This window comes from Nitrosomonas sp. Nm34, assembly GCF_900113925.1.
Classification (GTDB): domain Bacteria; phylum Pseudomonadota; class Gammaproteobacteria; order Burkholderiales; family Nitrosomonadaceae; genus Nitrosomonas.
This window is the reverse complement of record NZ_FORD01000020.1, coordinates 34,391-60,350: the sequence shown is the minus strand read 5'-3', so window position 1 is coordinate 60,350 and position 25,960 is coordinate 34,391. Positions and strand designations below refer to the sequence as shown.

Annotated in this window: 23 protein-coding genes; 5 read left to right on the top strand and 18 right to left on the bottom strand. The window is 48.5% G+C overall.

Going from position 1 to position 25,960, the window contains the following annotated elements; translation table 11 throughout:
- Both BM283_RS09800 and BM283_RS09795 read left to right on the top strand, forming a co-directional pair.
- Window positions 1-276 (top strand): transposase (locus tag BM283_RS09800; protein WP_175492091.1); only part of this gene is annotated, 276 nt, incomplete at its 5' end.
- 330 nt (window positions 277-606) lie between these two features.
- On the top strand, window positions 607-831 hold the full coding sequence (locus tag BM283_RS09795; protein ID WP_139225240.1) for a hypothetical protein: 225 nt from the start codon (window positions 607-609) through the stop codon (window positions 829-831).
- Window positions 832-1,277: 446 nt separating this feature from the next.
- On the opposite strand, the gene BM283_RS09790 is transcribed toward BM283_RS09795, so the two are convergent.
- Window positions 1,278-2,072, bottom strand: a complete 795-nt coding sequence (locus BM283_RS09790) for a nucleotidyltransferase family protein (protein WP_090692524.1) — start codon at window positions 2,070-2,072, stop codon at window positions 1,278-1,280.
- Window positions 2,073-2,387: 315 nt separating this feature from the next.
- Here BM283_RS09790 and BM283_RS09785 point away from each other — a divergent pair, with 315 nt between their 5' ends.
- Window positions 2,388-4,103 (top strand): ATP-binding cassette domain-containing protein, encoded by a 1,716-nt coding sequence (locus BM283_RS09785; RefSeq protein WP_090692522.1) that lies wholly within the window; start codon window positions 2,388-2,390, stop codon window positions 4,101-4,103.
- Here BM283_RS09785 and BM283_RS09780 read toward each other — a convergent pair.
- From BM283_RS09780 to BM283_RS09760, 5 genes are all read right to left on the bottom strand, one after another.
- Window positions 4,055-5,248 (bottom strand): glycosyltransferase, encoded by a 1,194-nt coding sequence (locus BM283_RS09780; RefSeq protein ID WP_090692520.1) that lies wholly within the window; start codon window positions 5,246-5,248, stop codon window positions 4,055-4,057. The genes BM283_RS09785 and BM283_RS09780 overlap by 49 nt on opposite strands.
- A 1-nt stretch (window position 5,249) precedes the next feature.
- Window positions 5,250-6,437 carry a glycosyltransferase gene (locus tag BM283_RS09775; RefSeq protein WP_090692532.1) on the bottom strand — a complete coding sequence of 396 codons (1,188 nt, stop codon included), beginning with the start codon at window positions 6,435-6,437 and terminating at the stop codon, window positions 5,250-5,252.
- 108 nt (window positions 6,438-6,545) lie between these two features.
- Window positions 6,546-7,562: an NAD-dependent epimerase/dehydratase family protein gene (locus BM283_RS09770; protein WP_302848285.1), complete on the bottom strand. Its 1,017-nt coding sequence runs from the start codon at window positions 7,560-7,562 to the stop codon at window positions 6,546-6,548.
- Complete coding sequence (locus tag BM283_RS09765; RefSeq protein ID WP_090692514.1) at window positions 7,546-8,877, bottom strand: UDP-glucose dehydrogenase family protein; 1,332 nt, start codon at window positions 8,875-8,877, stop codon at window positions 7,546-7,548. Before BM283_RS09765 ends, BM283_RS09770 begins: the two co-directional genes overlap by 17 nt.
- A 245-nt stretch (window positions 8,878-9,122) precedes the next feature.
- Entirely contained in the window at window positions 9,123-11,999 is a 2,877-nt protein-coding gene (locus BM283_RS09760) for an alpha-mannosidase (protein WP_090692512.1), read from the bottom strand.
- Between the two features lie 537 nt (window positions 12,000-12,536).
- Between BM283_RS09760 and BM283_RS09755 the strand changes: the two genes are divergently transcribed.
- Window positions 12,537-13,805 (top strand): glucose-1-phosphate adenylyltransferase, encoded by a 1,269-nt coding sequence (locus BM283_RS09755; RefSeq protein WP_090692509.1) that lies wholly within the window; start codon window positions 12,537-12,539, stop codon window positions 13,803-13,805.
- A gap of 13 nt (window positions 13,806-13,818) precedes the next feature.
- Here the strand turns inward: BM283_RS09755 and BM283_RS09750 are convergent, their stop codons facing one another.
- The 9 genes from BM283_RS09750 to BM283_RS09710 form a co-directional block, all read right to left on the bottom strand.
- Window positions 13,819-14,073, bottom strand: a complete 255-nt coding sequence (locus BM283_RS09750) for an acyl carrier protein (protein WP_090692507.1) — start codon at window positions 14,071-14,073, stop codon at window positions 13,819-13,821.
- 20 nt (window positions 14,074-14,093) lie between these two features.
- Window positions 14,094-15,311 carry a beta-ketoacyl-ACP synthase II gene (fabF, locus tag BM283_RS09745; RefSeq protein WP_090692505.1) on the bottom strand — a complete coding sequence of 406 codons (1,218 nt, stop codon included), beginning with the start codon at window positions 15,309-15,311 and terminating at the stop codon, window positions 14,094-14,096.
- Between the two features lie 317 nt (window positions 15,312-15,628).
- Window positions 15,629-16,336 (bottom strand): 2,3-bisphosphoglycerate-dependent phosphoglycerate mutase, encoded by a 708-nt coding sequence (locus BM283_RS09740; RefSeq protein ID WP_090692503.1) that lies wholly within the window; start codon window positions 16,334-16,336, stop codon window positions 15,629-15,631.
- Window positions 16,337-16,363: 27 nt separating this feature from the next.
- Entirely contained in the window at window positions 16,364-17,404 is a 1,041-nt protein-coding gene (locus BM283_RS09735; protein ID WP_090692501.1) for a fatty acid desaturase family protein, read from the bottom strand.
- A gap of 10 nt (window positions 17,405-17,414) precedes the next feature.
- On the bottom strand, window positions 17,415-17,858 hold the full coding sequence (locus tag BM283_RS09730; RefSeq protein ID WP_090692499.1) for an HIT family protein: 444 nt from the start codon (window positions 17,856-17,858) through the stop codon (window positions 17,415-17,417).
- 3 nt (window positions 17,859-17,861) lie between these two features.
- Window positions 17,862-18,686, bottom strand: a complete 825-nt coding sequence (locus BM283_RS09725) for a phosphocholine cytidylyltransferase family protein (protein WP_090692529.1) — start codon at window positions 18,684-18,686, stop codon at window positions 17,862-17,864.
- A gap of 127 nt (window positions 18,687-18,813) precedes the next feature.
- Window positions 18,814-19,971 carry a cysteine desulfurase family protein gene (locus BM283_RS09720; protein WP_090692497.1) on the bottom strand — a complete coding sequence of 386 codons (1,158 nt, stop codon included), beginning with the start codon at window positions 19,969-19,971 and terminating at the stop codon, window positions 18,814-18,816.
- Between the two features lie 66 nt (window positions 19,972-20,037).
- The gene (locus BM283_RS09715; protein ID WP_090692494.1) at window positions 20,038-20,286 is read right to left on the bottom strand and encodes a hypothetical protein; all 249 of its coding nucleotides are present in this window, start codon (window positions 20,284-20,286) and stop codon (window positions 20,038-20,040) included.
- A 459-nt stretch (window positions 20,287-20,745) separates the two neighbouring features.
- Complete coding sequence (locus BM283_RS09710) at window positions 20,746-21,555, bottom strand: alpha/beta hydrolase (protein ID WP_254776311.1); 810 nt, start codon at window positions 21,553-21,555, stop codon at window positions 20,746-20,748.
- Between the two features lie 147 nt (window positions 21,556-21,702).
- On the opposite strand from BM283_RS09710, the gene ppa reads away from it, so the two are divergent.
- Window positions 21,703-22,251 carry an inorganic diphosphatase gene (ppa, locus tag BM283_RS09705; protein WP_090692490.1) on the top strand — a complete coding sequence of 183 codons (549 nt, stop codon included), beginning with the start codon at window positions 21,703-21,705 and terminating at the stop codon, window positions 22,249-22,251.
- 20 nt (window positions 22,252-22,271) lie between these two features.
- On the opposite strand, the gene BM283_RS09700 is transcribed toward ppa, so the two are convergent.
- From BM283_RS09700 to BM283_RS19980, 3 genes are all read right to left on the bottom strand, one after another.
- A complete protein-coding gene (locus tag BM283_RS09700; RefSeq protein ID WP_090692488.1) occupies window positions 22,272-23,453 on the bottom strand; it encodes a BaiN/RdsA family NAD(P)/FAD-dependent oxidoreductase in 1,182 nt (393 codons plus the stop codon).
- A 122-nt stretch (window positions 23,454-23,575) separates the two neighbouring features.
- Complete coding sequence (locus tag BM283_RS09695) at window positions 23,576-24,070, bottom strand: hypothetical protein (RefSeq protein WP_090692485.1); 495 nt, start codon at window positions 24,068-24,070, stop codon at window positions 23,576-23,578.
- A 742-nt stretch (window positions 24,071-24,812) separates the two neighbouring features.
- Window positions 24,813-25,091: a helix-turn-helix domain-containing protein gene (locus BM283_RS19980; RefSeq protein WP_090692483.1), complete on the bottom strand. Its 279-nt coding sequence runs from the start codon at window positions 25,089-25,091 to the stop codon at window positions 24,813-24,815.
- Window positions 25,092-25,960 lie beyond the last annotated feature (869 nt).

Here is a 25,960-nt window from a genome sequence, read left to right as displayed (position 1 = left end):
GCACTCAATATCAATGCGGATGTGTTTCACGAATGGGCGATGCAGGACCTGTTGCCTGAATTGCCGTCATATGCCGTCGTTGTGATGGACAATGCCACTTTCCATAAGAGGCAGGATACGCAAGAGGCCATACAAAACGCTGGGCACACCCTTGAATATTTGCCCGCTTATTCTCCTGATCTTAACCCTATTAAACATAAATGGGCACAGGCCAAAGCACTGCGTAGACAACAAAACCAGACCGTTGAGATGCTCTTCAAAACCTATACATTCTGAATCATTCTTAACTGGTTAGGCTATAGTGGCAATTCTCCTTTTGGTCCGAATCCTTCGGATGGGACGGAGCCTACTCAGCTGTACACTGATTTTAGTTATCATAATATAGGCACACCGCCCAATCCCGAGATCGGACAGTTCAACCCTACAAACCCAGACGATGGCCTGAGTGATACCACCAACGACCCGGCTCACCGTGGCTTTTGGAAGACTCCGACCCTGCGCAATGTGGATACTCGACCCAATCCCTCTTTCGTGAAGGCCTATGCACATAATGGTTTCTTCAAGAGTCTCAAGGGTTTCGTAAATTTCTATAATACGAGCGCCACCGTGTGTCCTCCCGAATTAGGGGTAGACACGGAAGAGAAGGCACTGGCGAATAAATGCTGGCCCGCAGCAGAACAACCGGAAAATACCGCTCGCGGGGGACCGATTCTTGGTAATCTTGGGTTAACCTCAGAGGAAGAGGATGCCATCGTGGCGTATTTGAAAACGTTTAGCGATACCGAGATCCCTACCAAGCCGAAACCTTTTACGCCAGCTCGTAACAAATAACTCAGTTGAGCGTAAGTTGATAGGAGAATAGAGTAACAAATAGATAGACCATGGTTTGACTGGCTGAAAGCTTACTGCGAGCTGTTCTGTTATGAATTGAAGTCAGCGCTGATAAAATAATCTGACGGAGACGAATAGCGCAATACGCTGAGTAATGGACTCTTTAAGCAATAAGTATATCGCCAGACACCGGGACATCGGGAAGCACTTAGCAAAGCTGGGTAACGGTATATAAGGTTATAAAACCAGAATCCTGCAATCTGTTGCCCCCATAACCCAAACCGTGGTCTGTCCCTGATAAGTCAAATATTATGATGGCCTCGCTGCCGCTCATAGCGGTCAGTGAAGTCATTATAGATTTGTTGAAGCGTAGTTCACACAATTTCTTCTTGAAAATCACTGCGGAATTTGTTACTGGCTGTACCGGCTGTCTCAGACAAAATACTTCATTGTTTATTTAAGTGAGACTCTACCAACTGCAAATCCTCAGCCTTATCGACATCAATCCCCGCTTCTGCAAACGGAAGTCTAATCGCCTGTATTCTTACACCCGTTTTGGCCGAAACACTTTTCAGCGCTTGCGTCATCGTTAAAAATCCAAACAAATAACTCAATACGGCTCGCCAGCCCAGGACCCGGCCGACCAGCCGCCAAGGTCGTTTGCGTTGTTCTTCCGCTCTGCGCCAAAATGAAATCAGTTCACGACCCTGTTGATTGAAGGTATATAAATTACAACCACAGAAATTCCCATCCCGTAAGCGGATGACTGTTTTCTTGCGTCCTGGGAAAACGGCTTTGATGAGTTCATGATCGGTCATCCCCACTGTCACATCACAATCCGCCGCGCTCGATGCCTCCAGAAAATACTGTACGATTTCTGGCGTAAGGAGCGCATGATCAGCTGTGGTCAGCAACACGCGTGTGTGCTCATCCACTTGCGCCAGCGCTTTATCTGCACTGCGGCTAGGTGAATTCTCGTTGGCGACCCAGACGATCTGTCCGCTTGCGATACGTTTGACTAGCTCAGGACATTGCGGCAGTAAGGCTTTGGGCGGGCCGCATAGGATGATCGATTGCACCCTGTGAGTCGCAGCCAATGCATCGAGCACACGGATAATCATGGGTGTGCCAGCAACAGGAGCAAACGCTTTACAGGCAACGTCTGCTTGGCTGGCAACCGCATCGTTGGCGGTGCGGTCTGCTGCAAGCACCACAGCAGCATAAGATGTGTGTTGAGTCACGCGCTATCCCCTCTATCCTTTGTAATAAAATGTTTTTCATAAGGAGCTATTCCTTGTCTGAGGTACGGTATATGCTTGTAGTCATTCCATTTCCAAATCAAACATGACGCGAAGGCGAGCCGCAGACAGTTTCAATCATACGGCAAGGTGAAGCCGACAAAATCAGTTTGGATTTAGAAATGGAATAATATTAGCAACTATTCAAAACGGAGCATACATGAAACGACATCTTGAAGCACACCGCCAGTATGATGTGGTGCGCAGAAACCCGGATTGGCAGAGCATCTTTTGAAGGCGTCATAACAGGTCTGCTTCATGAAACTGCTGCTCATCTTTTCCCGTAGCGATCCATGGCGCAGTGCACTGGTGGTTGCCTCGCTGGTGCTGGCCGCAGCAGTAGAGGGTTTTGGGTTTTCTACTTTGCTCCCGCTGCTGAGCCTTGCGGGTAAACGGCCAGCCAGCGAACATTCAGCCCTTGCTCAGATAATGGAGCCTGTGTTGGCGTCTATCGGGCTCGCTCCGTCCACACCTGTTCTATTATTGGCAATTTTAGTAGCATTGCTGATCAAATCGGCGCTGCTGCTCGTTGCCAACCGCCAGGTCGGCTACACTGTAGCGCAAGTCGCCACTGATCTGCGACTGCGTTTATTGCGCGCCTTGCTTGATACGCGCTGGGCCTATTTCACGAGTCAGCCTGTCGGAGTGCTCGCCAACGCATTCGCAGCAGAAGCCACCCGTGCCTCGCAAGCTTATTTAGCGGGCGTCACGATGATCTCTCAGTTAATTATCGTGATTGCCTATGCCATCATCGCCGCAATGACTTCTTCGCCGGCAACGGGCGTGGCGATTCTACTTGGCATCGTCACTGTTTCAATTCTCAGCCATCTCGTTCACATTACACGGGCTGCAGGTGCACTGCAAACGACGCTGCAAAAAGATGCCATTACCCGCCTCATCGACATCTTTCGCGGCATCAAGCTCGTCAAGGTTATGGGACGCGAGCCGATTGTCACGCCGATACTTGTGAATGAGACCGAGCAGCTTAACACCGCCTTACGCCGCCAGGTCATCACTAAAGAAGCAGTCGCCGCGCTCCAGGACATGGCGCTCATGTCCTACGTCGCCATTAGTGTATATGTATGCATCGTTGTGCTTGGCCTCGACCTTTCCTTAGTATTCATGCTCGCGCTGGTCTTTATTCGCATGCTAACCAGCCTCAACAAAGCGCAGCGACAGTACCAGGATATGGCCGAGAAGGAAAGCGCATACTGGTCGCTGCTCTCGACCGTCGAGAAGGCCGAGGCCGAGCGTGAAATGATCACTGGCGATACCATACCACACCTCACACGCGGCATAACGCTACGCGATGTAGTGTTCGCTCACGACACGCACAGGGTGCTTGATGGGGTATCTGTCGACATTCCAGCCAGCAAATTCACTGTCCTTGTTGGGCCATCCGGCGCCGGCAAGACCACTATTATCGATTTGCTGGCTCGTCTGGTGAGCCCACAGTCAGGTGATATCTATGTGGATGACGTGCCGCTTGGTGAGCTAGATGCGACCACATGGCGGCGCATGATCGGTTATGTTCCGCAGGAGACGATACTGTTTAATGAGAGTATCGCGCTAAACGTCTCGCTCGGTGATCCAGCAATCGGTCGCGCAGACATCGAGGACGCGCTGCGACGCTGTGGTGCGTGGCCATTCATCGCAAACTTGCCACAAGGCATGGACAGCAATGCCGGCGAGCTTGGTGCCAAACTCTCGGGAGGGGAACGCCAGCGCATTGCGATTGCGCGCGCCCTTGTGCGTCGTCCGCTGCTCCTCATCCTGGACGAACCCACTTCAATGCTGGATACTGCCAGCGAGGAAGCGGTATGGCAGATGGTAGCAGGACTGCGCGGTCAGGTTACCATCCTTGCCGTCTCACATCAGCAAACGCCACTTTTTCTGGCAGACCAAACTTACCGGCTTGAGTCGGGTCATGCGGTGCTGCTTGGCCCAGAGGAAACGCCCCGTGCGGCGACTTGAGCCGCGAGTACACGCAAATAGGCATCAACCCCGGCATCAATACGAAAATCCTCAGCCCGACGAAGGAGCTTGGCACGTGCGGGCGGTGCCGCGAGCAGCTTAAGGATGGCTGCGGCGAGTGCCCGGTCGTCGTGCACCGGTACCAGGGGACCGATGATGCCGCCCTCCAGTATCTCATGCGGACCACTCGGACAGTCGGTCGACACGACTGGACAGCCACACGCTAGCGCCTCGATTAACACACCCGGTAATCCCTCCCACGCAGAAGACAACACGAGCACAGCTGCCTTCGACATCCAGGCAAACGGATTGTCCACATGGCCCAAAAGCGCGGCATCAGTATCGAGTCGGAGCTCATGCATGAGCTTCTCGAGCTTGTGGCGTTGGCGCCCTTCACCCAGAATCACCAAGTGCGCCGCACGCACGGCGCGCACGCGTGCAAAAGCACGAATCAGGGTTGGATAGTCTTTCTGAACGGTCAGGCGACCCACAGCAATGATCAACGGAACAGAGCGGTCGGTGACCCAAACATGGTTGACAGGTTGCGCGGCACGGTGTGCAATGTAAGGACCAACCACGGGATTATAGATCGTGCTGACGCGATGGTCTGGCAAACCGGCGAGGCGCTGTACCTCGCGCGCCACCCCTTGGGAGACGGCAATAATGTGATCTGCCCACGGATAAATAACGCCGAGTGTCCAGCGCAGTAAGCGGTGGATCGCTTGCTCAAACGGTGGCCACCAGCGGATATTACCAGAAGGGTAATTACTCGCACGCAGAACGAGGGGAATATTCATCTTGGAGCAACGGCGCGCAAATGTAGCCACCAAATTGACGTGACTCGCACCTGAAAGCAACACCTCAGGGTGCTCGTCTCGGAGATAGCGCGCCAACGCCGGTATGGCGCAGGCAGTAAACAGCCCACGCAGATTGATGCGCCGGTTGAGTCTCTCGAAGAAATGGCGCCAGCCCTGCTTGAGCACAACGACTCGCACGCGGGGATGTAGCGCGATGCCAGCGTTATCGTCAGCAATGACCACGAGATCGACAGCATGCCCTCTCGCAGCGAAACCATTGGCGAGCGTAAGGGCGCGCTGCTGGGCACCGCCACCGCGCAGGCTGTAGATAAATAGCGCGATGCGCATATCAATTCTCCTCTCTGAGCGCACACACGCCGCGGAGCACCGCAAGGTAGCGTTCTATGGCGATGTCGAAGCTGAACTCTGTCGCGCGTGCGATTGAATGCTCACGCGGTGATGGTGCTGATAAGGTGGCCAGGATCGCATCGGCTAGTGCTGCATCATTTCCGACCGGGACCAGATAGCCGAATTTGCCGTCGGCGAGAATTTCGCGCGGACCGCTTGGGCAGTCCGTGCTCACTACCGTGCAACCGCAGGCAAGTGCCTCAAGCAATACATTGCTGAAACCCTCCCAGGCAGACGCCAGCACAAAAACCGAAGCACGCGCCATCCACGCGAAAGGGTTCTCAACAAAGCCGGGCAGGTACACGTCATTTTCGATACCAAGCTCCCTGATGAGATGTTCAATGCGCGCACGCTCTTCGCCTTCGCCCAAGATGACCAGATGCATCTTGCGCTTGGTATGCACGCGTGCAAAGGCCCGCATGAGCGTGGGATAATCCTTCTGCAATTTGAGTTTTCCGACCGCGAGCACGACAGGGGGCGCACCGGTGCTCAGCCAAGGATGCTGGATCGTTTCGCACGACAGGCGGGCCACAAGATCGAGGTCGATGGGATTGTAAATCTGGAATACGCGCTCCCGGGGAATGCCGGTGACTGTCATAAGGTCTTCAGCCACGCCACGTGAAATAGCGATGACTGCTTGTGCGCGGTTATAGGCACGCGCAATCAGCCAGCGCAGTAGCTTCGCAATCAATCCCCCCCATTTTGCCGTCGCCTTTGTGAGATTAAGATTGGCGGTGATCACGATCGGGATGCGCATCTGCGACCACGCTCTTCCCCATAAAGCAGCCAGGTTGGCAGGAATCGAAGTGGACAGCACAACGTGAGGGCGTTCCACGGTAAGATAACGCGCCAAGGCAAATAGGCTGCTCATCACCCACAGCCCTTTGAAGCTGCGGATGATCGGCAAATCAATCGCATAAGACTCGAGTACGAATAATCTCGCACCGGCTGGTACTGCGGCACGAAAGGGGCCTTCATCACGCACCACGACCACGTCGACCGCGCAGCCGCGTTCCACGAAACCTCGTGCAAGTAGCAGACTACGCCGTTGGGCACCGCCGCCGCTTAAACCGGACAAGAACACCGCGATGCGCAGTCGATGCTGCTCGATTGGGTAATTATGTCTCATATCAGCAAAGCGTTGTATCGTATAGCAATACTTACTCGGCGCTTGCTTAGCGAGCGATATGACCAAAAAGCGCAGAGGCCGAAGTGACGGCCAGGCAATGCTTGCTGATCAAACCTGATAGTGTTCACGGTACCAGGCCACAAAACGCGGCAAACCCTGCTCAATTGTTGTGGTAGAACGCCAGTCGAAATCACGCTGTAGCGGCGTGGTGTCAGCGTAAGTAGTCAGCACGTCACCCGGTTGCATCGGCAGCAGATTCAACCTCGGAGTACGGTCCAGCGCTTGAGCCAACACCTCAATAAAGCGCAAGAGTAACTCAGGCTGATGGTTACCAATATTGTAGAGGGCATGAGGCACGCCCTCCACCGCAGGCGGGGGATGATCCAGCACGGCCAGCATACCGCTAATGATGTCATCAATGTAGGTGAAATCGCGCTGCAGCTGGCCGTGATTGTAAACATCAATCGGCTCCCCCGCTAAAATTGCACGGGTAAACTTAAAGGCTGCCATGTCAGGTCGACCCCAAGGACCATATCCTGTGAAAATGCGCAAACCCGTCGCGGCAACACCAAACTGGCGCGCGTAAACCTGCGCCATCAATTCGTTGGCGCGCTTGGAAACCGCATACAGACTCACGGGCGTGTCTACTCGATCTTCCACCGAGAAAGGTACCTTGCTGTTGGCACCATACACACTGGAGCTGGAGGCATAGACCAGATGGGTGAATCTCCCTTCGTGCTGCAGATGACGTGCTGCTTCCAGTACGTTGAGAAAACCACTCAGGTTGGCATCGATAAAAGCCTGCGGCTGCGTAATGGAATAGCGTACGCCCACTTGTGCTGCCAGATGCACGATACGGGTGGGGTGCAACCGCGCGACTAAGGCAGCAAACTTTGTTTGATGCGTAATATCCATGCGCTCAAACGTAAAAGCGGAATGAGTCTGTAACTGCGCCAGCCGCGCCTCTTTAAGTACAGGATCGTAGTAGTCATTGAGGTTATCCACGCCCACGACCTGCTCCCCACGCGCGAGCAGCGCCTGAGTCAGATGCATGCCAATAAATCCGGCCACCCCGGTAACGATGGTGAGAACATTCCTGGCGTTGCAGCTAGTTGCTGTGTCCACGTCCCACACCGAAATATTGCAGCCCATTAGCGCGTACGAAAGTAGGATCATAAAGATTACGACCGTCAAACAGGGCTTTATGGATGAGCGTAGCGGCCAGCCATTCAAAGTCAGGACTACGAAATTCCAGCCATTCGGTGACGACAGCGAGCACGTCAGCACCCTCACACGCTTCACGCGCTGAAGCGGTAAACGTTATTCCTTGGGTTGTTTTAAATATCTGACGCGCGTTGTTGATCGCCGCGGGATCGTAGGCATACACGTGCGCGCCGAAGTGAGTGAGCAAATCGACCAGCATAATACTGGGCGCTTCACGCATGTCGTCGGTATTAGCTTTGAAGGCCAGGCCCCACAGCGCAATGGTCTTACCCTGTACGTTTCCTCCAAAAAAAGCTTTGATCTTTTCAAATAAAATGCCACGTTGCCGTTCGTTGACTTGGATAGAGGAACGCAGCAACAGAGCCGGCTCCCCGATGCTATCAGCAAGACGCACAAGTGCGCGCAAATCTTTGGGAAAGCACGAGCCGCCAAAGCCCATACCAGCATACAAAAAGTGCGGCCCAATACGGGGATCCGCACCGATGCCGTGGCGCACTTCTTCGATATCCACGCCCAGCCGGTCTGCCATGTCGGCCATCTCGTTCATGAAGGAAATACGTAGCGCCAACATCGCATTGGCTGCATATTTAGTAAATTCAGCCGAGCGCACATCCATTATAAACAGCCGATCACGATTGCGGTTAAAAGGAAGATAAAGCGCACGCAATATATCGGCTGCAGCCGCATCGTTTACGCCGACAATGATACGATCTGGCCGCATGAAATCGTCGACGGCGGCGCCTTCTTTAAGAAACTCAGGGTTGGAGGCGGTACGCACCTGGACGTTAGCATCACGCTGCTGAAGTTCCTTTTGCAAGGCAGCCAGCACCTGATCATTAGTGCCGACGGGCACGGTGGATTTGATGACCACCAGCGTATCGCGCACAATTTGTTGACCCAAGGCATGCGCACAGGACAGGACCCGCGACAAATCGGCCGAGCCATCTTCGCTCGAAGGTGTCCCCACGGCAATAAAGATAAGTGAGGCATGAGCGACTGCATCCTGATAGCTCGTTGAAAATTTCAGACGACCCGCTGTGCTGTTACGAGAGACGATGACATCAAGACCTGGCTCGCTAAGCGGAATTTCGCCGTGATTAAGACGCTCGATTTTTTTCGGATCAGTATCAATACACACGACATCGTTTCCCACATCGGCGAAACACGCGCTCGTGACCAGTCCAACATAACCAGCACCAATGACGGTAACTCTCATGCGTTTTCCTTTTTAAGAGTTTACTTCCGAAGTGGCCGCTCGGTATGAAACCCGACTCATTCCATTGCGAAATCAAAAATGACATGAAGGCGAGCCGCAGACACTATCAATCATACGGCAAGAGGAGGCCGACAAACTCAGTTTTGATTGGGCAATGGAAGCAACCATGTGTCCAGCTCAGTATAAGGAAAATATACGCAAAGCTGGCTGACTCGTCAAACTTCCTGTTGATTGATCAGCCCAGCCTACTCCTCCTCAAACATGACCGAAGCTACTTCATGACAGTGCACGCTGACGGTTATTTCTCCGTTTCGCCCAATCTCGAGAGGGCTGATTGTTTGCTCTGCCATATTTACTCGCGCAGATTTGCCGAATTTACGCCATGGCGTGATGGTAACTTCAATCTCTTCGTCACCAACATTATAGCCACGCACAAGCCAGCCGCGACCGTCATCTGTCTCTTTCACAGCACTTATTAAAAAAGAAGGGTGATCGACAGTCACAAAGGAGCCTGTGCCAGGAAGCATACCGCGGTGTAGATGGGTCGAAACAACGCGTAAGGGTACATCAAAACTCCATGCCTGCTGAAAATTACTCTGATTCAAGATGATCGAATAATCAAACGCCCATTCACCCTGCATTTGCGCTTTCGGTGTTTCCAGAAAAGGACCTGCGTGCCCAGTACGGGTAGAAAAATCATCACGTGAGAGCCAACCGACGCAGCGCACAAGAGTAAGGGCAATTTCATGGCGCGAGGTTACTTCCACTTCCGATAAGCCGCGGTTGGCGATGACTATGTCAGCAGCTGAAGTAAACGCGCGCTGGGGTGCTTCGGGGCGTGGCTCCTCTACCCATGTTGCCTCATGCAAAGGAACACCCGTTTTTCGTTTGACGATTTCAAAATGACCATCAAATTGGGCAAACTCAACTTCTGTCAAGAAGGGAAAATGTACCCGCAGGCGGTGATCTTTGGCGGTATTATTGACGCGTGTGTGAATATCCACACGCGGGACGCCGTTGATCAATGTAATAGTAGTAGTAATGGGAAGGGTTACCCTTTCACTTGACCGTGATTTCCTGTCTGTGTTTAAACTGGCAGGAATATTCATTTCAAGCGAAACAGTGATAACCTGCTGGACAGCACCACGCACGATGTTTACCCCACATAAGGCGGGGAGGTACTGTGTGCTGTCGACTGAGGGTGGGGAGAAATTATATTCGTCGCCACAGTCACCGCTATCTACAAAACGATTCAAACCGCGATATTTCTTTGCTGTAGTCTTGTCAGTAATCGTCAACGTTCGGTCACTTAATTCTAATTCAACCACGAAGAGGGTATTTTCAATCACATAAGGTGGACGGCATTTGCGATTGGACAGGCGTGCTATGAGTTTTTGCACGAATGGCAGAGATGCCAGTGGCGTGAGTGAACGCATGACGGGTGACACCTCGATTTCAGGCGAGTTGTTTTCCTTGGCGCAAAGATAGAAAGTCTTCCATCCCAAAGCAGGCACATCATTTACTACAAAGGTAATATCAGTCGATTGCGGCGAACGAGCATGGATGTGAAAGATTTCTATGCTGGCATCATGAATGAACTCCCGAAGTGCCATCACGCCCTTATTCCATACCTCCACTTCAGGAGGCTTATTCTCGGCAAAAATGGCTTCGATATGCATGGTGACACCCTCACGCTCGAAGTGAACCGCCTGTACGGCCAGGTTACTGATGCGCCCTTCATGTACCAGCCCAAGCAGACTGCCAAGCTTTTCACGTGATACATGAACATTGATCAAATCGGTTACCTTTTCACTGGCAGACTGATGCGGCACGTGATTACCTGCTTCATCCACGATCTCAAAATCGAAAATGTTCGGTAGCAACACCATGCTCGCACTTACCACGTCGGTACGGGGAAAAGAAAGCGGATTAAAGGCAATGATGACTGACAGCTTAGGGCCAAGTGATGAGGTCTCCTGCTCGGTGTTGATTACGGATGCTAGCGCGTCGATATTTTGTTTGGTGATCTCTTCACCAATTTGTTCTACCTGGGCAAAGCGTGTTTTCATCTCTTCGTGCACTTGGTCAATGGAGCAGCCGCAAATTGAATCGTGCGGGTGGCACTCCATCAGCAGTTGCCATGCTTGACGAACAATAGGTGCTGGTTTGTTAACTAACTTCATGAGTGAAGCAAACACACTCCATGGCTCGGCCCATTTCTCCAGTAAATTCTCGCAGATGTGATTGCGCTGTTTGATCCACATGCGCGTAGATAACACGCCCGGCAATAAAGGTGAGCGTTTACAGGAACGCAATTCACCGGTAACCACAGGAAGTTGTAATTTCTGCTCTGCGATTTCTGTCTGCATTTCTTTGAGATAGGCTGGCAAGGTCGAATGGATGGCGCAGTATGCTTTGAGATGCTCATTCGCAACTTGAATGGCTTTGCTTGTTCCGGCCGGTGGTTCCATATGATCCGTACCATACATCACCAGCAAATGAGACAAAGCAGAATGTGGCGCAAGTGAATCTGCGGTTTGTTTGATTTGTTCAGTGAATTGCGCGGGATTATCCACATCAAGACCAGCACCATTGCTGTAAGAGTCGCGTAGATACATCATCAGTACACGCGAGCCATCCGGGGCTTGCCACCAGAACTCGGCAGGCTGATCATCCAATCCCCGCCAAACACAGGCATTGTCAATGCCAAATCCACGCAGAATCTGAGGCATTTGCCCGATATGACCAAAGGAATCGGGCAGATAACCGATCCTCATTTTCTGACCAAACTTGCGCGCCTCCCGTTCACCTGCCAGCAAATTGCGAATATGCGCTTCCGGGCTAACGAGAAACATATCGGGCAGGATGTGCCAGGGACCAATCAAAATACGCCCTTTGCGAATGTTCTCCTTGAGAGTTGCTTCTGCTTCTGGCCGCATGAGCAGGTAGTCATCCAGCACGATGGTCTGACCATCCAGCATAAAGTGTTTGTAATTGTCATCCTTAGCGAGCAGGTCGAGCAAGCCGTCCATAAGATGAACGAGCCTGAGACGGAACTGCTGAAAAGTGCGATACCATTCTCGGTCCCAGTGAACATGGGAGATGACATGAATCGTTTTCATTACAACCTCCACTTTCTTCGGCCAAACTTTGTGCTTCTTCTATGATGGCGGGAGAAATAGTTATCGGCAAGCAATTTTTCCATGAACTCGACCAGACACTCAATGCGGTCGATTTGGATACAAATCAGATGATGAGCCTGCTTATACGCTTGCTAAATCAAAACCGACTTTGCCGCAGCTTCACCTTGCCGTATGATTGATACTGTCTGCGGCTCGCCTTCGCGTCATGTTTGATTGGGAAATGGAATTAGCAAGTTGTTGAAAAACTATCTGCTTGGCTGCTGTGGTGTTAAAAATAGGCTCAACGTGCTCATTTATCAGGGATAAGTTCTGCTTCGCCTGTTTTTACCTATTACCAACTGCCTCGAATACGTTTTTCAATAACCTGCTAAAAGATCCTGAACCATAGTAGTCTGGCAGAATTTATCTAGGATGCCTCTCTTGATCCCTATCAAATTAAAGTCCGCTTGAGTACTCATATAGGCTAATATTTTAATATGGTAATCAGCTCAAAAAACGTCATCACAAGGAGTCATAATGAGAGATAGAAGACAGCTGGAAAAAATTATCGCATTTGTGCTAGCAGGAGGAGAAGGTAAGCGTTTAAATCCATTATCTGCAGAGCGTTGTAAACCTGCTGTTCCCTTTGGTGCACGATATCGAATTGTAGATTTTGTTTTAAGCAACCTGATCAATTCTGGAATAAATTCTGTATACCTATTAGTGCAGTATAAATCACAAGAGCTCATTGAACACATTCGAAAAGCTTGGGTCATATCGCCCTTACTGCCCAGCCAGTTTGTCACAGTGGTGCCCCCAGAAATGCACAAGGAAACCCTGCAATTTAAAGGTACCGCGGACGCTGTGTATCAGGGCCTCAGGCTCATCGAATTACATCAACCCGATATTGTCGCTGTGTTTGGCGCTGATCACATCTATCGGATGGATATCAACCAAATGGTGTGGTTCCATCGAGAGCATCAGGCTGATGTGACAGTTGCAGCGTTACCGATCCCTATAGAACAGGCATCGAGCTTTGGTGTTATTGGCACTGACACGGAGGGAAGAATTTGCGAGTTTCAAGAAAAACCCTCGGCACCTAAACCTATGCCCTCTGACCCCGGCCGAGCCTATGCTTCCATGGGAAACTATCTATTCAATACCGAAGTGTTGATAGAAGCGTTACGCGAAGCCCACCGGCTTGGCGAAACCGATTTCGGACGCCATGTGTTGCCACGCTTAATGGCCAGTCAGCGCTTATATGCTTATGACTTTTCCACCAATGTAATACCCGGTATCAAGTCTTACGAGGAAGTGGGCTATTGGCGTGATGTGGGAACGATCGATGCTTATTTGGGCGCACATAAGGATGTATTGGGAGAGACTCCCCGTTTCGACGCATTTAATCCACAATGGCCTATCTTCTCCAGTAACTATCAGGGCCCGGTGGCAAAAATCCTGGGCGGTGAAATTAAGAATAGCTTGTTTGGTGCAGCCTGCGTCATCCACAAAAACACGCGTATCCAAAATTGTATCGTGCGCCGTGAAACCGTAATAGAAGAAGGTGCCGAACTGGAGGATTGCATCATTATGGATTATGTGCGAATAGGACGTAATGCCCGCCTGCGGCACGTCATTATCGACCGCCATAACACCATCGAACCCAACACACAACTTGGCTATGATCGGGAAGCGGATAACAAGAAGTATGTGGTTTCACCCGGCGGCATCGTGGTATTACCCATGGGCAAGATCAATTTCTTCGCGCGCGACTCACGCGGTAAGGGACCGGGCTATGCCGAATGACTTCTATGCGTTCTTATGCAGATACAGAAGGAGGATGATTATCGATATGGTTAACAATATCTCCAACACTGCGAAAATTTTTGACTTCGTCACCGTCAAAAGAAACGCCAAATTCCTCTTCTGCATCAAATAGCAGCTGAACGGTATCCATGGAATCAAGTCCCAGCTCCCCAAATTGTGAAGCAGTCGTTATTTGGGAAACATCCACATTTTCAACCTTTGATGCGATAAATTGTATTACTTTCTGTTCAGTATCTGTTTTATCCATATTTGAAATTACCCTGTGTTTTAAACCGTTGTAAAGATAATGCTGACGTTGTTGCCGCCAAAACCGAATGCATTACACATACCGGTTTGGACTCTCTGTTGGATGGCCTGATTTGGTGTATACCTGAGATCACACTCGGGATCAACCTCAGCAAGATTGATAGTTGGGTGAATTGTACCGGTATACAATGTCATCACGGTAGCAATGCTACCAATTGCAGCTGATGCACCGATCGTATGACCAATGAGCGATTTAGTAGCACTGATGGCAATCTCTTGCGCACGTTCCCCAAAAAGCTCTTTGATGGCTTTGGTTTCAACAATGTCACCCAGTGGTGTAGACGTCGCATGAGCGTTGATGTAGTCCACTCTCTCTAGTGGTATACCGGCATCCCGAATAGCGGCTTTCATGGCGGATACCTGTCCTTCCACTTCGGGTGCGACGATATGCATTGCATCGCAGGTGCAGCCATAGCCCGCCAAGTAAGCGTATATTTTAGCGCCACGCTTCACGGCTTCTTCTTCTTTCTCCAGGATGAGTATACCCGCACCTTCTCCAATCACAAACCCATCGCGGTCTTTGGCGAAAGGTCTGGAAGCCTGTTCCGGATCATTATTATAATGAGTAGATAACGCAAACAAGGCTTCAAAACCCGACATGGTGAGCGGCAAGACACAGGCTTCCGCCCCCCCTGCAATAACCGCATCTGCTTTTCCGGTGCGCAAAAGATCCAGCCCCATACCGATTGCATTTCCGCCCGAAGAACAAGCCGTACTCGAGGTCAGATTAACGCCTTTCAATCCGTATCTGGCAGCGATCCAGGCGGCAGCAGAATTTGCCATGATACGGGGTACAGTAAAGGGAGGTATGGATTTATTCTGCAACTTGCGTGCAGCAGAAGATTCAAAGGTGGCAAAACCACCCATCCCGGACCCCAAGCTCACAGCCCGACGCTCTGGCGCATAACCATCAAGGTGACCAGCATCTTCCAACGCCAAGCTAGCGGCCAATAACGCTAGTTGAGTAAATCGGTCTGTTTGTTCCACCTGCTTGGCTGACAAAAAAGAGGTAGGGTCAAATCCGATGACTTCGCCTGCTATCTGGGAACGCTGTCTGGATGCATCAAAACTTTGAATACGACGAATTCCACTCATGCCCTTAATGGCTGCCTTCCAGAAGTGATCAACGCCCATTCCGATCGGCGAAACCACTCCCATCCCTGTCACTACGATACGCATAAAGACTCGACCTAGGTTTAAATGGTAAAAAAGAAGACCTATAGTAGGGGCACAAACATCACTAGATTACCCTTTAATGGTTATGATTCTATCCTGAGCCCATCTTGATTGCCAGCTTTTGGCGGTTTTAAGACATGTGCTAACTTTTAAGATGGTATGCTTCTCTCAAATCTTGATGCAGCACCTTTGCGAGAGGCGTCCCTTTTACCGCAGGAGCAGGTTGCTATAGCCGAAAGGGCACTCATCTTTTTTCTAGGCTAGCGTATATAAAAACTCCAGTCTTGTAGGTAATGGATCATTCAAATTTACCCTTTTTCCTAGTGCACATAATAGTACCTGACCAGATTCAACCTGCTATCCAGCTCAACACATAGTGGCTGGGCGGTTGCGATGGATAGTTTCATCACTTGCTTTTGCGACAGGTTGGCGAGTTGCATCATTAAGCCACGCAACAGGTTCTTGTGTGACACGATCAGTACACGCTTTCCTTGGCCAATCTCTGGCAAAATGGTTTGTTGCCAGAAAGGCTTGGCACGTTCCACTGTTTGCTTTAAACTTTCTGCCAAAGGCAGGAGGGATTTATCAATGCCTGCATAGCTGACTTGATTACCTGGAAAACGTGGATCTCCCAGATTGAGGGAGGGGGGTGTAGCTGCAAAGCAAATCTGAGTACTCAATATCGGCCAGATTCCAAATTGCCTGATCGCTTCCCACGGCCGCAGCCCTTCCAATGCACCATAATGGCGTTCGTTCAATCGCCAGTCTCGCCGAACGGGTATTTCTTCCAAGCCCATGGTCGACAACACGATCTTGAGGGTATCGGTTGCACGCTTCAGCTCTGAAGTAAAGCAGAGATCAAAAGTATAACCAGCTTCCTGAAGCAAATGCCCTGCTCGCCTGGCTTCCTCTTCTCCTGCCAGGTTCAGCGTCACGTCACTCCAGCCGGTAAAATGCCTGTCATGATTCCAGATACTTTTACCGTGCCGCAGCAGGACGAGCTTGGTTATTTCCGGTTTTTCACTCACGGCACTAGTTCCATGATACTTTCTCTCCTATCGAGATGAGGCAGCCGCTTCTTTCCAGATGCGCGTCAATGCATCCCATAATCCTTTGCGCACAGTCTGCAGATAAAGGGTGTTGTCACTCAATCCATGCACAAGACGATGCTGCGCCTTGCTTAAATTATGATAAGGCAGACTCATAAAAAGATGATGGGTTGCATGATAACGCAGCCCTACTGGAGCCCACAGCCCTGTGAGGAAATTCCCCGGAATATTGATGGAATCAAGATACTGCTCGGCCAACTCCAAGGTATGAGTGCCAGGATTACGATAAGCATGCGCAGCCAATGTACGCAAGGAATTGAGGATAAAAACCAATACGGCTATGACATACCACAGTACCAGCACCTGGTAAAGAAGGATATTGAGGGCCACACCGGTAACCACTGCCAGTGCAAATATAAAGGTGGCAAATTCCTGCAGGCGCCAATTATGATCATTACGCACCGCATTGGCTGCTCGTTTGTAATTGGGGTTAATCGTCAGGGAAGAAGCCCGTTCCCAGACCAGCCTGCGCAAGGGTGGGATCAGATAGGATAAGGATGTCAACAGTAAGAAACGTGCCACCAGCAACAACGGCAGAATAAATGACAGCAATACATAACGCACCATTTCACCTGGCCGTTGAATGGCGAAGGGGAGATATTCCCCATCCTTGCTGGTACCGTACACATCCCGTTTATGATGATCGTTATGCACGCCATCATAAGTAAATGAAGGAATCATCAATGGAATGCCGCAGATCAGGTTCCATACCAAACGAAATACTTTAAATGTGCCTTTTTTGAGATGGGCCAGTTCATGAATAAAGATCGCCGACCGATAAAAAGCCAATACTGCCACACCACAAGCAAGAATCTGCCACACGGAGAGAAATGAGCTATGCAGTGCCGTTATAAACGCAGCCCAGCCGAGCGTGATGTGTACCAGAAAATCCAGCCAGTAAATCCATGGATTGGGTGTCATCAAATCACGCACAAGGGCATGTGCTTCGCGCAATGGAAAATCAGGCGGTGTATTTCGATCAGACATATTATCTTCTTTATTCCCAACAAGCAGTAATGTGTTTCATGATGAGTTGATTGGTGACGCTTTCGGTGGGATTGATTTGACTGAAATTAGGGACACCCGGCCAGCCTGCATCCATAAATTCTTGTCCGTTAAATTGCTGTGAATGTGCATAACGTGGGATCACGTGGAAATGAACATCAGGATCCACCATCATCAGCATCAAGTAGTTCAGTTTGTCGTAATTGAACGCTTTCTTCAGACCAGGCTCAATTTGCCCGATCACTTGGTGTAATTCGATGAAGCTCGCCGGGCTTAATTCAGAAAATGCCTGGGCTGGCTCATGTGCAACAAGAACCAGCGCTCCCAGGGTAAGCTGGGCAGGACGCAGTAGCACGCTCCAATGGGTATACTGACGGATGACCGTAGCCGGCGCACCAAATTTTTGCATGGTGCCATTAAAAGTGGTTATGATCATAAGCTAAATAGAAGAAGGTAATATTTTATCGCCTACTACGCTTTCCACTGGGTTTGCTTTCTTAAGCGCGTCGCCCTGTATCGCAAACAAAGTTTCTGTTCTGCGCAAATCATCTATGAAATCAATTTCACCCCAATGGCATCCATGTACAGAACAGGAATTCACCAAATGCTGCTGAGCCAACTTATCAATAATGCTGAGATACCAGGATTTAAGCCTGGCTGGATCGCGCAATGCGTGCTCAACCGCAGCACGGAAAAGCTGAACGCCTTGTTTGCGGAAATAAATCAAACCGATTGATTCTGCGTTTGTTTGCTCCGCAGTGAGTTCTTTACTGACATGTCTAACCCATCCTTCAGTATCCAGCTCCACTTTCATGTCATCTTCATCAAATGTTTGCTTGAAGTCTACACAAAGCGTGATAGGTGCTATTTCAGCGTGTAGCACACATGATAATAAATCGGCATCAAAAAGTGTATCGCCATTCAGCAATAGGAAATCATCTGTCATCTCATCGCGCGCAATCCAGCAACTGGCAAGATTATCCGCCACCTCAAAAAAAGGGTTAAAGCGCGTTCTGACTTGTGGATAATCAGCGTAACGCTCTGCGAGTAATGCCTCCACCTTTCCTACCTGAAACCCGACAATCACGGTAATATTTTCGATGCCTGCTCTCAGTAAAGCATCGATTTGCCATGCGATCACAGGTTTGCCAAAAACGGGTAACAAGCACTTAGGCGTATTTTCAGTGAGAGGGAGTAACCGCCGCCCCTGGCCTGCACTTAAAACAATTGCTTTCGCAGGGATTCGGCTTTTTTTGTTAGTCATAACATCATTTGATGCATTATTAATCTTGTTACAATTATAATTTGTCGTGTCGGGATATGAATATGGGTAAGTTATTTTACTGGAAAAAATCAAATTTTCCTTAATTTGATAACTATATTGAAGGTAATCATTGCAGTAGCATTCCATTCAATCTCTTCAGCTCGCTCGCAATTTTGCCCACGATCTGCAAGAAATCATTGACTTCGGTCATAGTATTACCATAACCGAAGCTTACTCTTACTGCGCAACGCGCCAGCATAGGGTCAACGCCCATTGCTTCCAGCACATGACTCTGCCCAGGTGTCACACTGGAGCAGGCAGCACCACTGGCAGCTGCAAAACCCGCTTTATCCAGCCGAACAACCAACGTATCTCCTTCAATCTCCGGCAGCGCAAAATAACAGGTATTAGGTAAGCGTGGCGCGCCCAATCCAAAAATAGTCGCACCCATTGCAAGCAAGCCTTGTTCTAGATATTCACGCAATTCGGTTAAGCGAGTGGACATCTCGTTTATGCGCGAACAGGCCAGTTCGCAGGCCACACCGAAACCGACGATAGCGGGCACATTCTCCGTACCTGAACGCAACCCATTTTCGTGCCCTCCACCATAAATCAGTGGCTTGAGCAGTAGCCGCTTATCGATAATTAATGCTGCCGCGCCCTTGGGCCCATAAATCTTGTGTGCTGAAATAGTCATCGCATGCACTTTTAATTCATTGAAATCTAACGGAATTTTGCCGAATGCCTGAACTGCGTCGGTATGCATCCGGGCCCCTTGGGCGCGGGCCATGTCCGCGATCTGAGCGACCTCCTGAATCACACCGGTTTCATTGTTTGCTAACATCACTGATACCATAGCAGGTCGGTCGGTCAAGGCATTACGGGCCTCTTCCAATTGCACCCGCCCCAATTCATCCACCCCCAGTTGGCGCAACTGCCAGCGCTCGCTTGCTTTTCGTGCTAATTCCTGGGCTGGCCGCCTGATGCACGGGTGCTCGATCGCGCTGATGACTAAGCGCGAGGGCTTTAAATAATCCGCGACCCCTCTGATAAAAAGGTTGTTTGCTTCTGATCCGCCGCTGGTAAAGATGATCTGTGATGGCTGCACTCCGACGGCCTGCGCGACCTGCTCGCGTGCTTGGCTGATCGCATGACGCGCTGCCATACCTAATGCATGACGGCTGGAGGCATTGCCATATTCCTGCCGAAAATAAGGCAACATGGCTTCTAATACGCTTTCATCTACTGCGGTAGTAGCGTTATGATCAAAATAAGTCTGAGTCATTTGTTCTCAATTTTTTCCAATAGGATTGGCACTGAGTAAGTCAGTACTATTATTTTCATAAAATGGTTACTGGATATCGAGTATTTCCAGCGCTTTGGGAAGCGCTTCCAGTGCTTCTGAATGCTTTCCTTTGCTATGTAAGGTTTCACCTTCGGCTCGCAACTTCCGGACCTCAGTTTCTTGCGTTTCAGTGATCGCCGGTTTATTTGCCAAAGCCTCATCAATTTTTCTCATATCGATCGTATAACGATATGCGTATGCTCCGCTACTAAAAACAAGCAGGTATAGCATAACGATAAAATGACGCAATTTCATCTGAATCTCCTTATTTCCTTGGTTAATTGAACTTGACTCATTCCATTTCTAAATCCTAAATCAAAAATGGCGCGAAGGCGAACCGCAGACTGTATCAATCATAGACAAGGTGAAACTAACAAAGTCAGTTTTGATTTAGAAATGGAATAAGTCCACTTCAATGGACCAAAGCTCATCTAGCAACCCCCCCATAAGCAGAGAAATTATTCAAAAGTATATTTGCAGCTTCTATTTAAATTGATATCCCATCTGACAATATCTATTAATGACTGTTCGCGGTAAGCATATTAAACCAATAAGCTGCGCGAACGTCAGCCTTGGCCCGATTCAAGCCAAACAATATGTCGATGTTAATAATATTCCATTCCAAATCAAAGATGACACGAAGGCGCACCGCTAGTAGTATCAAGAATACAATAAGGTGAAGCCGACAGAGTCAGATTTGATTGAGAAATGGTATTACTGGGACAAGCTACTAGCCGCCTCCAATCTGGTACTGATAAAATCATCCAGCGCCATGGCCCATTCTTTGCGGCTAAAAATAAAACCTTCGTTGTGCCCGCCCTCCAACGTCAGGAATAGCTTTGGTTCGGCTGCCACTTGAAAGAGCGCCTGGCCGTGCCAAAAAGGCACGATTTCATCTTGGCGGCTATGCGCGATCACTACCGGACAAATGACAGACTGCAAATAATCGATCGTATTGTATTGGAATCGGGAGAGAAGGCGCACTGGCAGGAATGGATACAATTCTGATGCCAGGTCAGGTACCGAAATAAATACCGACGCCAACACTAATGCGCCGGGTTTTTGCTTGGCAGCAAGCCATGCTGCGACAGCACCGCCAAGTGATTCACCGAATAGCACGATACGAGAAGGTGGGATAGCTTTTATTTCGGTCAAATACTGCCATGCTGCTGATGCGTCTTGATATGTGCCAGTTTCTGACGGTGAACCGCTGCTTCTGCCATAACCTCGGTAATCGAAAATGAAGGTGTTATACCCCAATCGATAAAACGTCAATAAATAATCCCTTCGATGGGAAATATTGCCAGCATTGCCATGAAAGAAAAGAATGGTTCCTTTAGCAGCGGAAGGGGCCGGTACAAACCATCCATGTAGGGTTTCCTTATCAGCCGTGGCAATCGTCACCGGCTCATAGGCAAGGCCTTCCCGCTCGGGTGTAAAGGTAATGTTGCGTTGCGGGAAATAGATAAGATACGATTGGGCAAAAAATACCAATAACAACAAAGTCGCATAAGCGGCTGCCATGAAAATAACCAGTTTAAGTAACATGCGCATAAGACTAAGTTAACGTACCACTTTATAGAAGAAAAGTTAAGCATGAATCAATCAATCATGCCGTGATAATCAACGCTTACCGTTATAATAGCGTATTAACAATTTTCAGGACTGCCGATGAACTTAGATCGTGTCGATTCAGGTCATGACCTTCCCAATGATTTCAATGTGATCGTTGAAATACCCATGAATTCTGATCCCATCAAATATGAAATGGACAAGAAAACAGGTGCCCTGTTTGTAGATCGCTTTATGTCTACCTCCATGCATTACCCGTGTAATTATGGTTATATCCCGCATACCTTATCCGGGGACGAAGATCCAGTAGATGTGCTGGTTATTTCGCCGGTACCCTTGATTACTGGTGTAGTTGTTCGCTGTCGACCGCTTGGCGCATTAAAAATGACCGATGAGGCCGGTGAAGATATCAAGTTAGTGGCCGTGCCGATTGACAAATTATGCAACCTTTACACGCAAATTAAATCAGTGGACGATCTGTCTGAATTCATGCGTGCGCAGATTGCACATTTCTTTGCGCATTACAAAGATTTAGAAAAGGGAAAATGGGTCAAGATTGAAGGTTGGGGCGGTATTGAAGATGCCAAAGCAGAGATCATAGAGGGCGTCAAACGGTATACCTCAGCAAAAGATAAGCCTAAATTCTAATTCCTTATAGGTAGTGTGCGCTACACAACCACCCCTGCAGCATAACCCGAAGACCAGGCCCACTGGAAATTAAAGCCGCCTAAATGGCCTGTCACATCGATAACCTCTCCGATAAAAAACAGACCGGGATGCTTTTTGACCTCCATTGTCTGCGATGAGAGTTCTTGCGTATCGATACCGCCTACCGTGACTTCTGCTGTGCGGTAGCCTTCAGTGCCAGTGGGATGGATGTGCCAGTCATTGACTGCACGCGCAAGCACTGCCAGCTTACTATCAGGTAGTGAGCCCAATATGCCATTGCACGTCTGCTCATCACAGATGCTTTGTGCCAGGCGTTTGGGAAGAATCTCAGAAAGGGCATTACTAACGTGCATTTTTGAGTTGCTGTGCTTCTTTTCTTTCAGAAACCTGAAAACATCTATCCCAGGCGCCAGATTAATCCTGATTGGCTCTCCCTCTTGCCAATAAGACGAGATTTGCAAGATGGATGGGCCGCTTAAGCCGCGGTGGGTAAATAACAGTCCCTCAGCAAAGACCTGCTTTTGGTAGCAGATTTTCGCCTCGACTGAAACACCGCTTAATGCTTTGCACCGCTCCAATAACGCACCGTCAAACGTCAAGGGGACCAGGCCGGCTCTGGGTTTGATGACATTCAAACCAAACTTCCTGGCGATTTCATAACCGAAATTGCTTGCCCCGATTTTCGGTATAGAAAGGCCACCCGTTGCAATCACAAGCGAAGTGCAAATTTGATCACCTTTATTGGTCTTGACACGATAACCACCTGGAACAGCCTCAATATCAAACACACATGTTTGTGTCTCCAGCTTGACGCCTGCCTGACGCGCTTCCGTGAGTAGCATATTAATGATCTGCTTGGACGAATCATCACAAAATAGCTGCCCCAGCTTTTTCTCATGAAAAGCAATGTTATGCTTGCGCACTAGAGAAATAAAATCTTGAACTGTATATTGCTTGAGTGCTGATTTGCAAAAATGTGGGTTTTGCGAAAGATAACATTGGTGCTGCGCATGGAGATTAGTAAAATTGCAGCGCCCGCCACCTGAAATGCGTATTTTCTCCGCAATTTTTGCCATATGGTCGATCAACCATACGTGCCGTCCGCGCTTCCCGGCTTGTATCGCACACATCAACCCGGCTGCACCCGCACCGATGATGATCACATCGTAGCCTCGAAACATGTTTTAAATTACTGACAAGAATAACATTTTTATTTTTGCAAGCTGAAACAGCATGCCATGAATTCATAAGTGTACAGTAGTGAGCCTAATGGCAAACCTTGATCAGCCAAACTGAAGCACTATTACGAAGACTGTGCTCTGGTCAGTACGCACGTTTGCAAATGCTGCCAAGCGATACCCCCTACATGCTTATTGCCTTTCAAAGTCGCCATCGTACGGTTATCACCCATATTCTTAATCATCAAAACAAATGCATAAGCAGGTTCCACCTCGGCACTATCTTGATGATAGGAGCGGATTCCTGGGTTCGGGGCAACATATTCAAACACTGCATCGGGATTGGTAGGGGAATTACGCGCAAAGATACCCGGCAGGAATCTTGTGTCATAGGCATAAATTGCGGATGCGTCGATATCCTGATAGAGTCGGTTGCTGAATTGCAACATACGAATTGACCATCTGCTATCCGCTTGCAACCTAGCCACAACGCAGCGTGCCAGATCAACATGATTTCCAGCTATCGGTTCTTCATAAATCCATGGCTGCTCTTTCGGTCCTCTGATACTTGTGCATGCAGCTAGGATCAGGGCCAAAATTATGATCATTTTTTTCGTCATAGCATTCTCCCGCCAAAATTGTGGAAAATCTTATCAAATTAGAGCTTATCTGAGCTCATCTCCAGATCATCTCCAGATTAGCTAAACGTTATTTCGTGCTTTATCGTAGAGCTATGGATATCAATGTTTTGATGATTCACCATACTCAATCAACCTTCGCCAGCTGCCTGCACGCTGTCATGGCAGCAGCCACATCACATCATGGCACTTTATGATAGGTAATACGAAGAGCAGCGACATTTTGATTTGATCTCCCATTGGGCGGCAGAGCGTCAATCAATAAAAAGCAAATCAAGTTGCCAATTACCGATATTGCCCTATTATGTCCAGACAAAGCAAATATTCTCATTGAGAAAAGTAGGAGATGGTCTGATTTGCTGTGATCCGTAGATTAAAACAAAGAATTTATACCGTGCATTCAGTCAGCGAAGCTCGCGAGGCATCGTCACGCTTTGTTCCATAGCGATGCTCAAGAATAAAAAAAGTTTAGCAATAATACATGAGCATACCTTTTTATCTCACAATACCAGGAACATCAAAAGCTACCATGAGATCGATTATTTAACTATCACGTCAGATATACAGCAATATATTAATTACAATCCCAGATGAAGCGCTTCCAGAAAGTAACAGTAACATAGATAGTTAATATGTTATAAGTATGTTCTTGCCAATAAGGCTGGAATGGAAATTTCAGCATCAGCAGATTGCTCTACCAAATTTCTTGCCATTCCTTGCCAACTTATCTTCGCTTACGTCGTCGGATCAACCCATTATCTTCTGCTTTTCGCAATGCCTCATATCTGCAATGCACATCCATAAAGGAAAGAATTCGTTGGAACTCAGTACGAATGGTGGCAGGAGAGCGACATAAGTGAGCCGCGAGTACTTTGGTATTGGTTGTTTTCATTTCAACACATGCTTCTAACAATGTGTATAGTGCTGGCGTAAGCCGTTTACCTTGACTCCGAGTAAGTCGTTTGGCTTGACTCTGATCTATGTCAACTATATTTACACTCATAAGTAGTCCTTTTCAAAAAAATTGCATAGGCCACTCTTAAGAGCGGGAATTCCTGATGGCTCATACAAAGATTAGAACACCCTTAAGAATCATAAAAAACAAAGCAGATAACAAATCTGGAAAGATACTTCTCATTATTATTATCTATTTTAGTCAGAGTTGTTTTATTTCAGTTCACGCTTTGTCTGACTCAATCTTAAATTTATAAAACGCTTAATTTGAATTTAATATGATTTCCTTTAATATCAGCAATAAATATGCCGATTTAAACGGAATTAATATATATTATTGTTTTCAAATTAATTTAATTTGATTGATGATTATTAATTAATCAATGAAACCCCGCCGCCAGATAATTCTGTAAAAAATTTCGACAGAAAAAAAGAATTCTTTTACAAAATTATCGAAATGACACGAGCCAGCCTGGATTTTTAATATCAGATAACTTGATTTACCTGACGCAATAACGCAACAGGTTGATCATATGGCTTTTTTTCATGTTTCTGCTATTCAGACACAAAATTGTATGCGTATGCATTATTGCTTGCCTATTGGTTGCGTTTTATTATCATTTCGTAATAAAGCGCAAGTAGCTTGAGCCGTGGTCTCTTCTCTGCTTTTGAGAGGATTTATTTTGTCGATTTTTTTTACAGTTTGCTGGAACAAGTATGTTTGAAGTTAGCAATGGCTAAGTGTTACAAAGCGTTATTCCATTTCCAAATCAAACATGACGCAAAGGCGAGCCGCCGACAGTATCACTCATACGGCAACGTAAAGCTGGCAATGTCAGTTTTGATTTAGAAATAGAATTACTTATGCACCAAGTGCTATTAATTTAGCAGTTACAGCTTTATTTAACTGCTAAATAT

Bases quoted from the DNA above. Each gene is read 5' to 3' on its own strand.
- BM283_RS09785 (WP_090692522.1), top strand. From the start codon at position 2,388: ATGAAACTGCTGCTCATCTTTTCCCGTAGCGATCCATGGCGCAGTGCA.
- BM283_RS09780 (WP_090692520.1), bottom strand. From the start codon at position 5,248: ATGCGCATCGCGCTATTTATCTACAGCCTGCGCGGTGGCGGTGCCCAG.
- BM283_RS09775 (WP_090692532.1), bottom strand. From the start codon at position 6,437: ATGAGACATAATTACCCAATCGAGCAGCATCGACTGCGCATCGCGGTG.
- BM283_RS09765 (WP_090692514.1), bottom strand. From the start codon at position 8,877: ATGAGAGTTACCGTCATTGGTGCTGGTTATGTTGGACTGGTCACGAGC.
- BM283_RS09760 (WP_090692512.1), bottom strand. From the start codon at position 11,999: ATGAAAACGATTCATGTCATCTCCCATGTTCACTGGGACCGAGAATGG.
- BM283_RS09755 (WP_090692509.1), top strand. From the start codon at position 12,537: ATGAGAGATAGAAGACAGCTGGAAAAAATTATCGCATTTGTGCTAGCA.
- BM283_RS09750 (WP_090692507.1), bottom strand. From the start codon at position 14,073: ATGGATAAAACAGATACTGAACAGAAAGTAATACAATTTATCGCATCA.
- fabF (WP_090692505.1), bottom strand. From the start codon at position 15,311: ATGCGTATCGTAGTGACAGGGATGGGAGTGGTTTCGCCGATCGGAATG.
- BM283_RS09735 (WP_090692501.1), bottom strand. From the start codon at position 17,404: ATGTCTGATCGAAATACACCGCCTGATTTTCCATTGCGCGAAGCACAT.
- BM283_RS09730 (WP_090692499.1), bottom strand. From the start codon at position 17,858: ATGATCATAACCACTTTTAATGGCACCATGCAAAAATTTGGTGCGCCG.
- BM283_RS09725 (WP_090692529.1), bottom strand. From the start codon at position 18,686: ATGACTAACAAAAAAAGCCGAATCCCTGCGAAAGCAATTGTTTTAAGT.
- BM283_RS09720 (WP_090692497.1), bottom strand. From the start codon at position 19,971: ATGACTCAGACTTATTTTGATCATAACGCTACTACCGCAGTAGATGAA.
- BM283_RS09715 (WP_090692494.1), bottom strand. From the start codon at position 20,286: ATGAAATTGCGTCATTTTATCGTTATGCTATACCTGCTTGTTTTTAGT.
- BM283_RS09710 (WP_254776311.1), bottom strand. From the start codon at position 21,555: ATGGCAGCCGCTTATGCGACTTTGTTGTTATTGGTATTTTTTGCCCAA.
- ppa (WP_090692490.1), top strand. From the start codon at position 21,703: ATGAACTTAGATCGTGTCGATTCAGGTCATGACCTTCCCAATGATTTC.
- BM283_RS09700 (WP_090692488.1), bottom strand. From the start codon at position 23,453: ATGTTTCGAGGCTACGATGTGATCATCATCGGTGCGGGTGCAGCCGGG.
- BM283_RS09695 (WP_090692485.1), bottom strand. From the start codon at position 24,070: ATGACGAAAAAAATGATCATAATTTTGGCCCTGATCCTAGCTGCATGC.
- BM283_RS19980 (WP_090692483.1), bottom strand. From the start codon at position 25,091: ATGAGTGTAAATATAGTTGACATAGATCAGAGTCAAGCCAAACGACTT.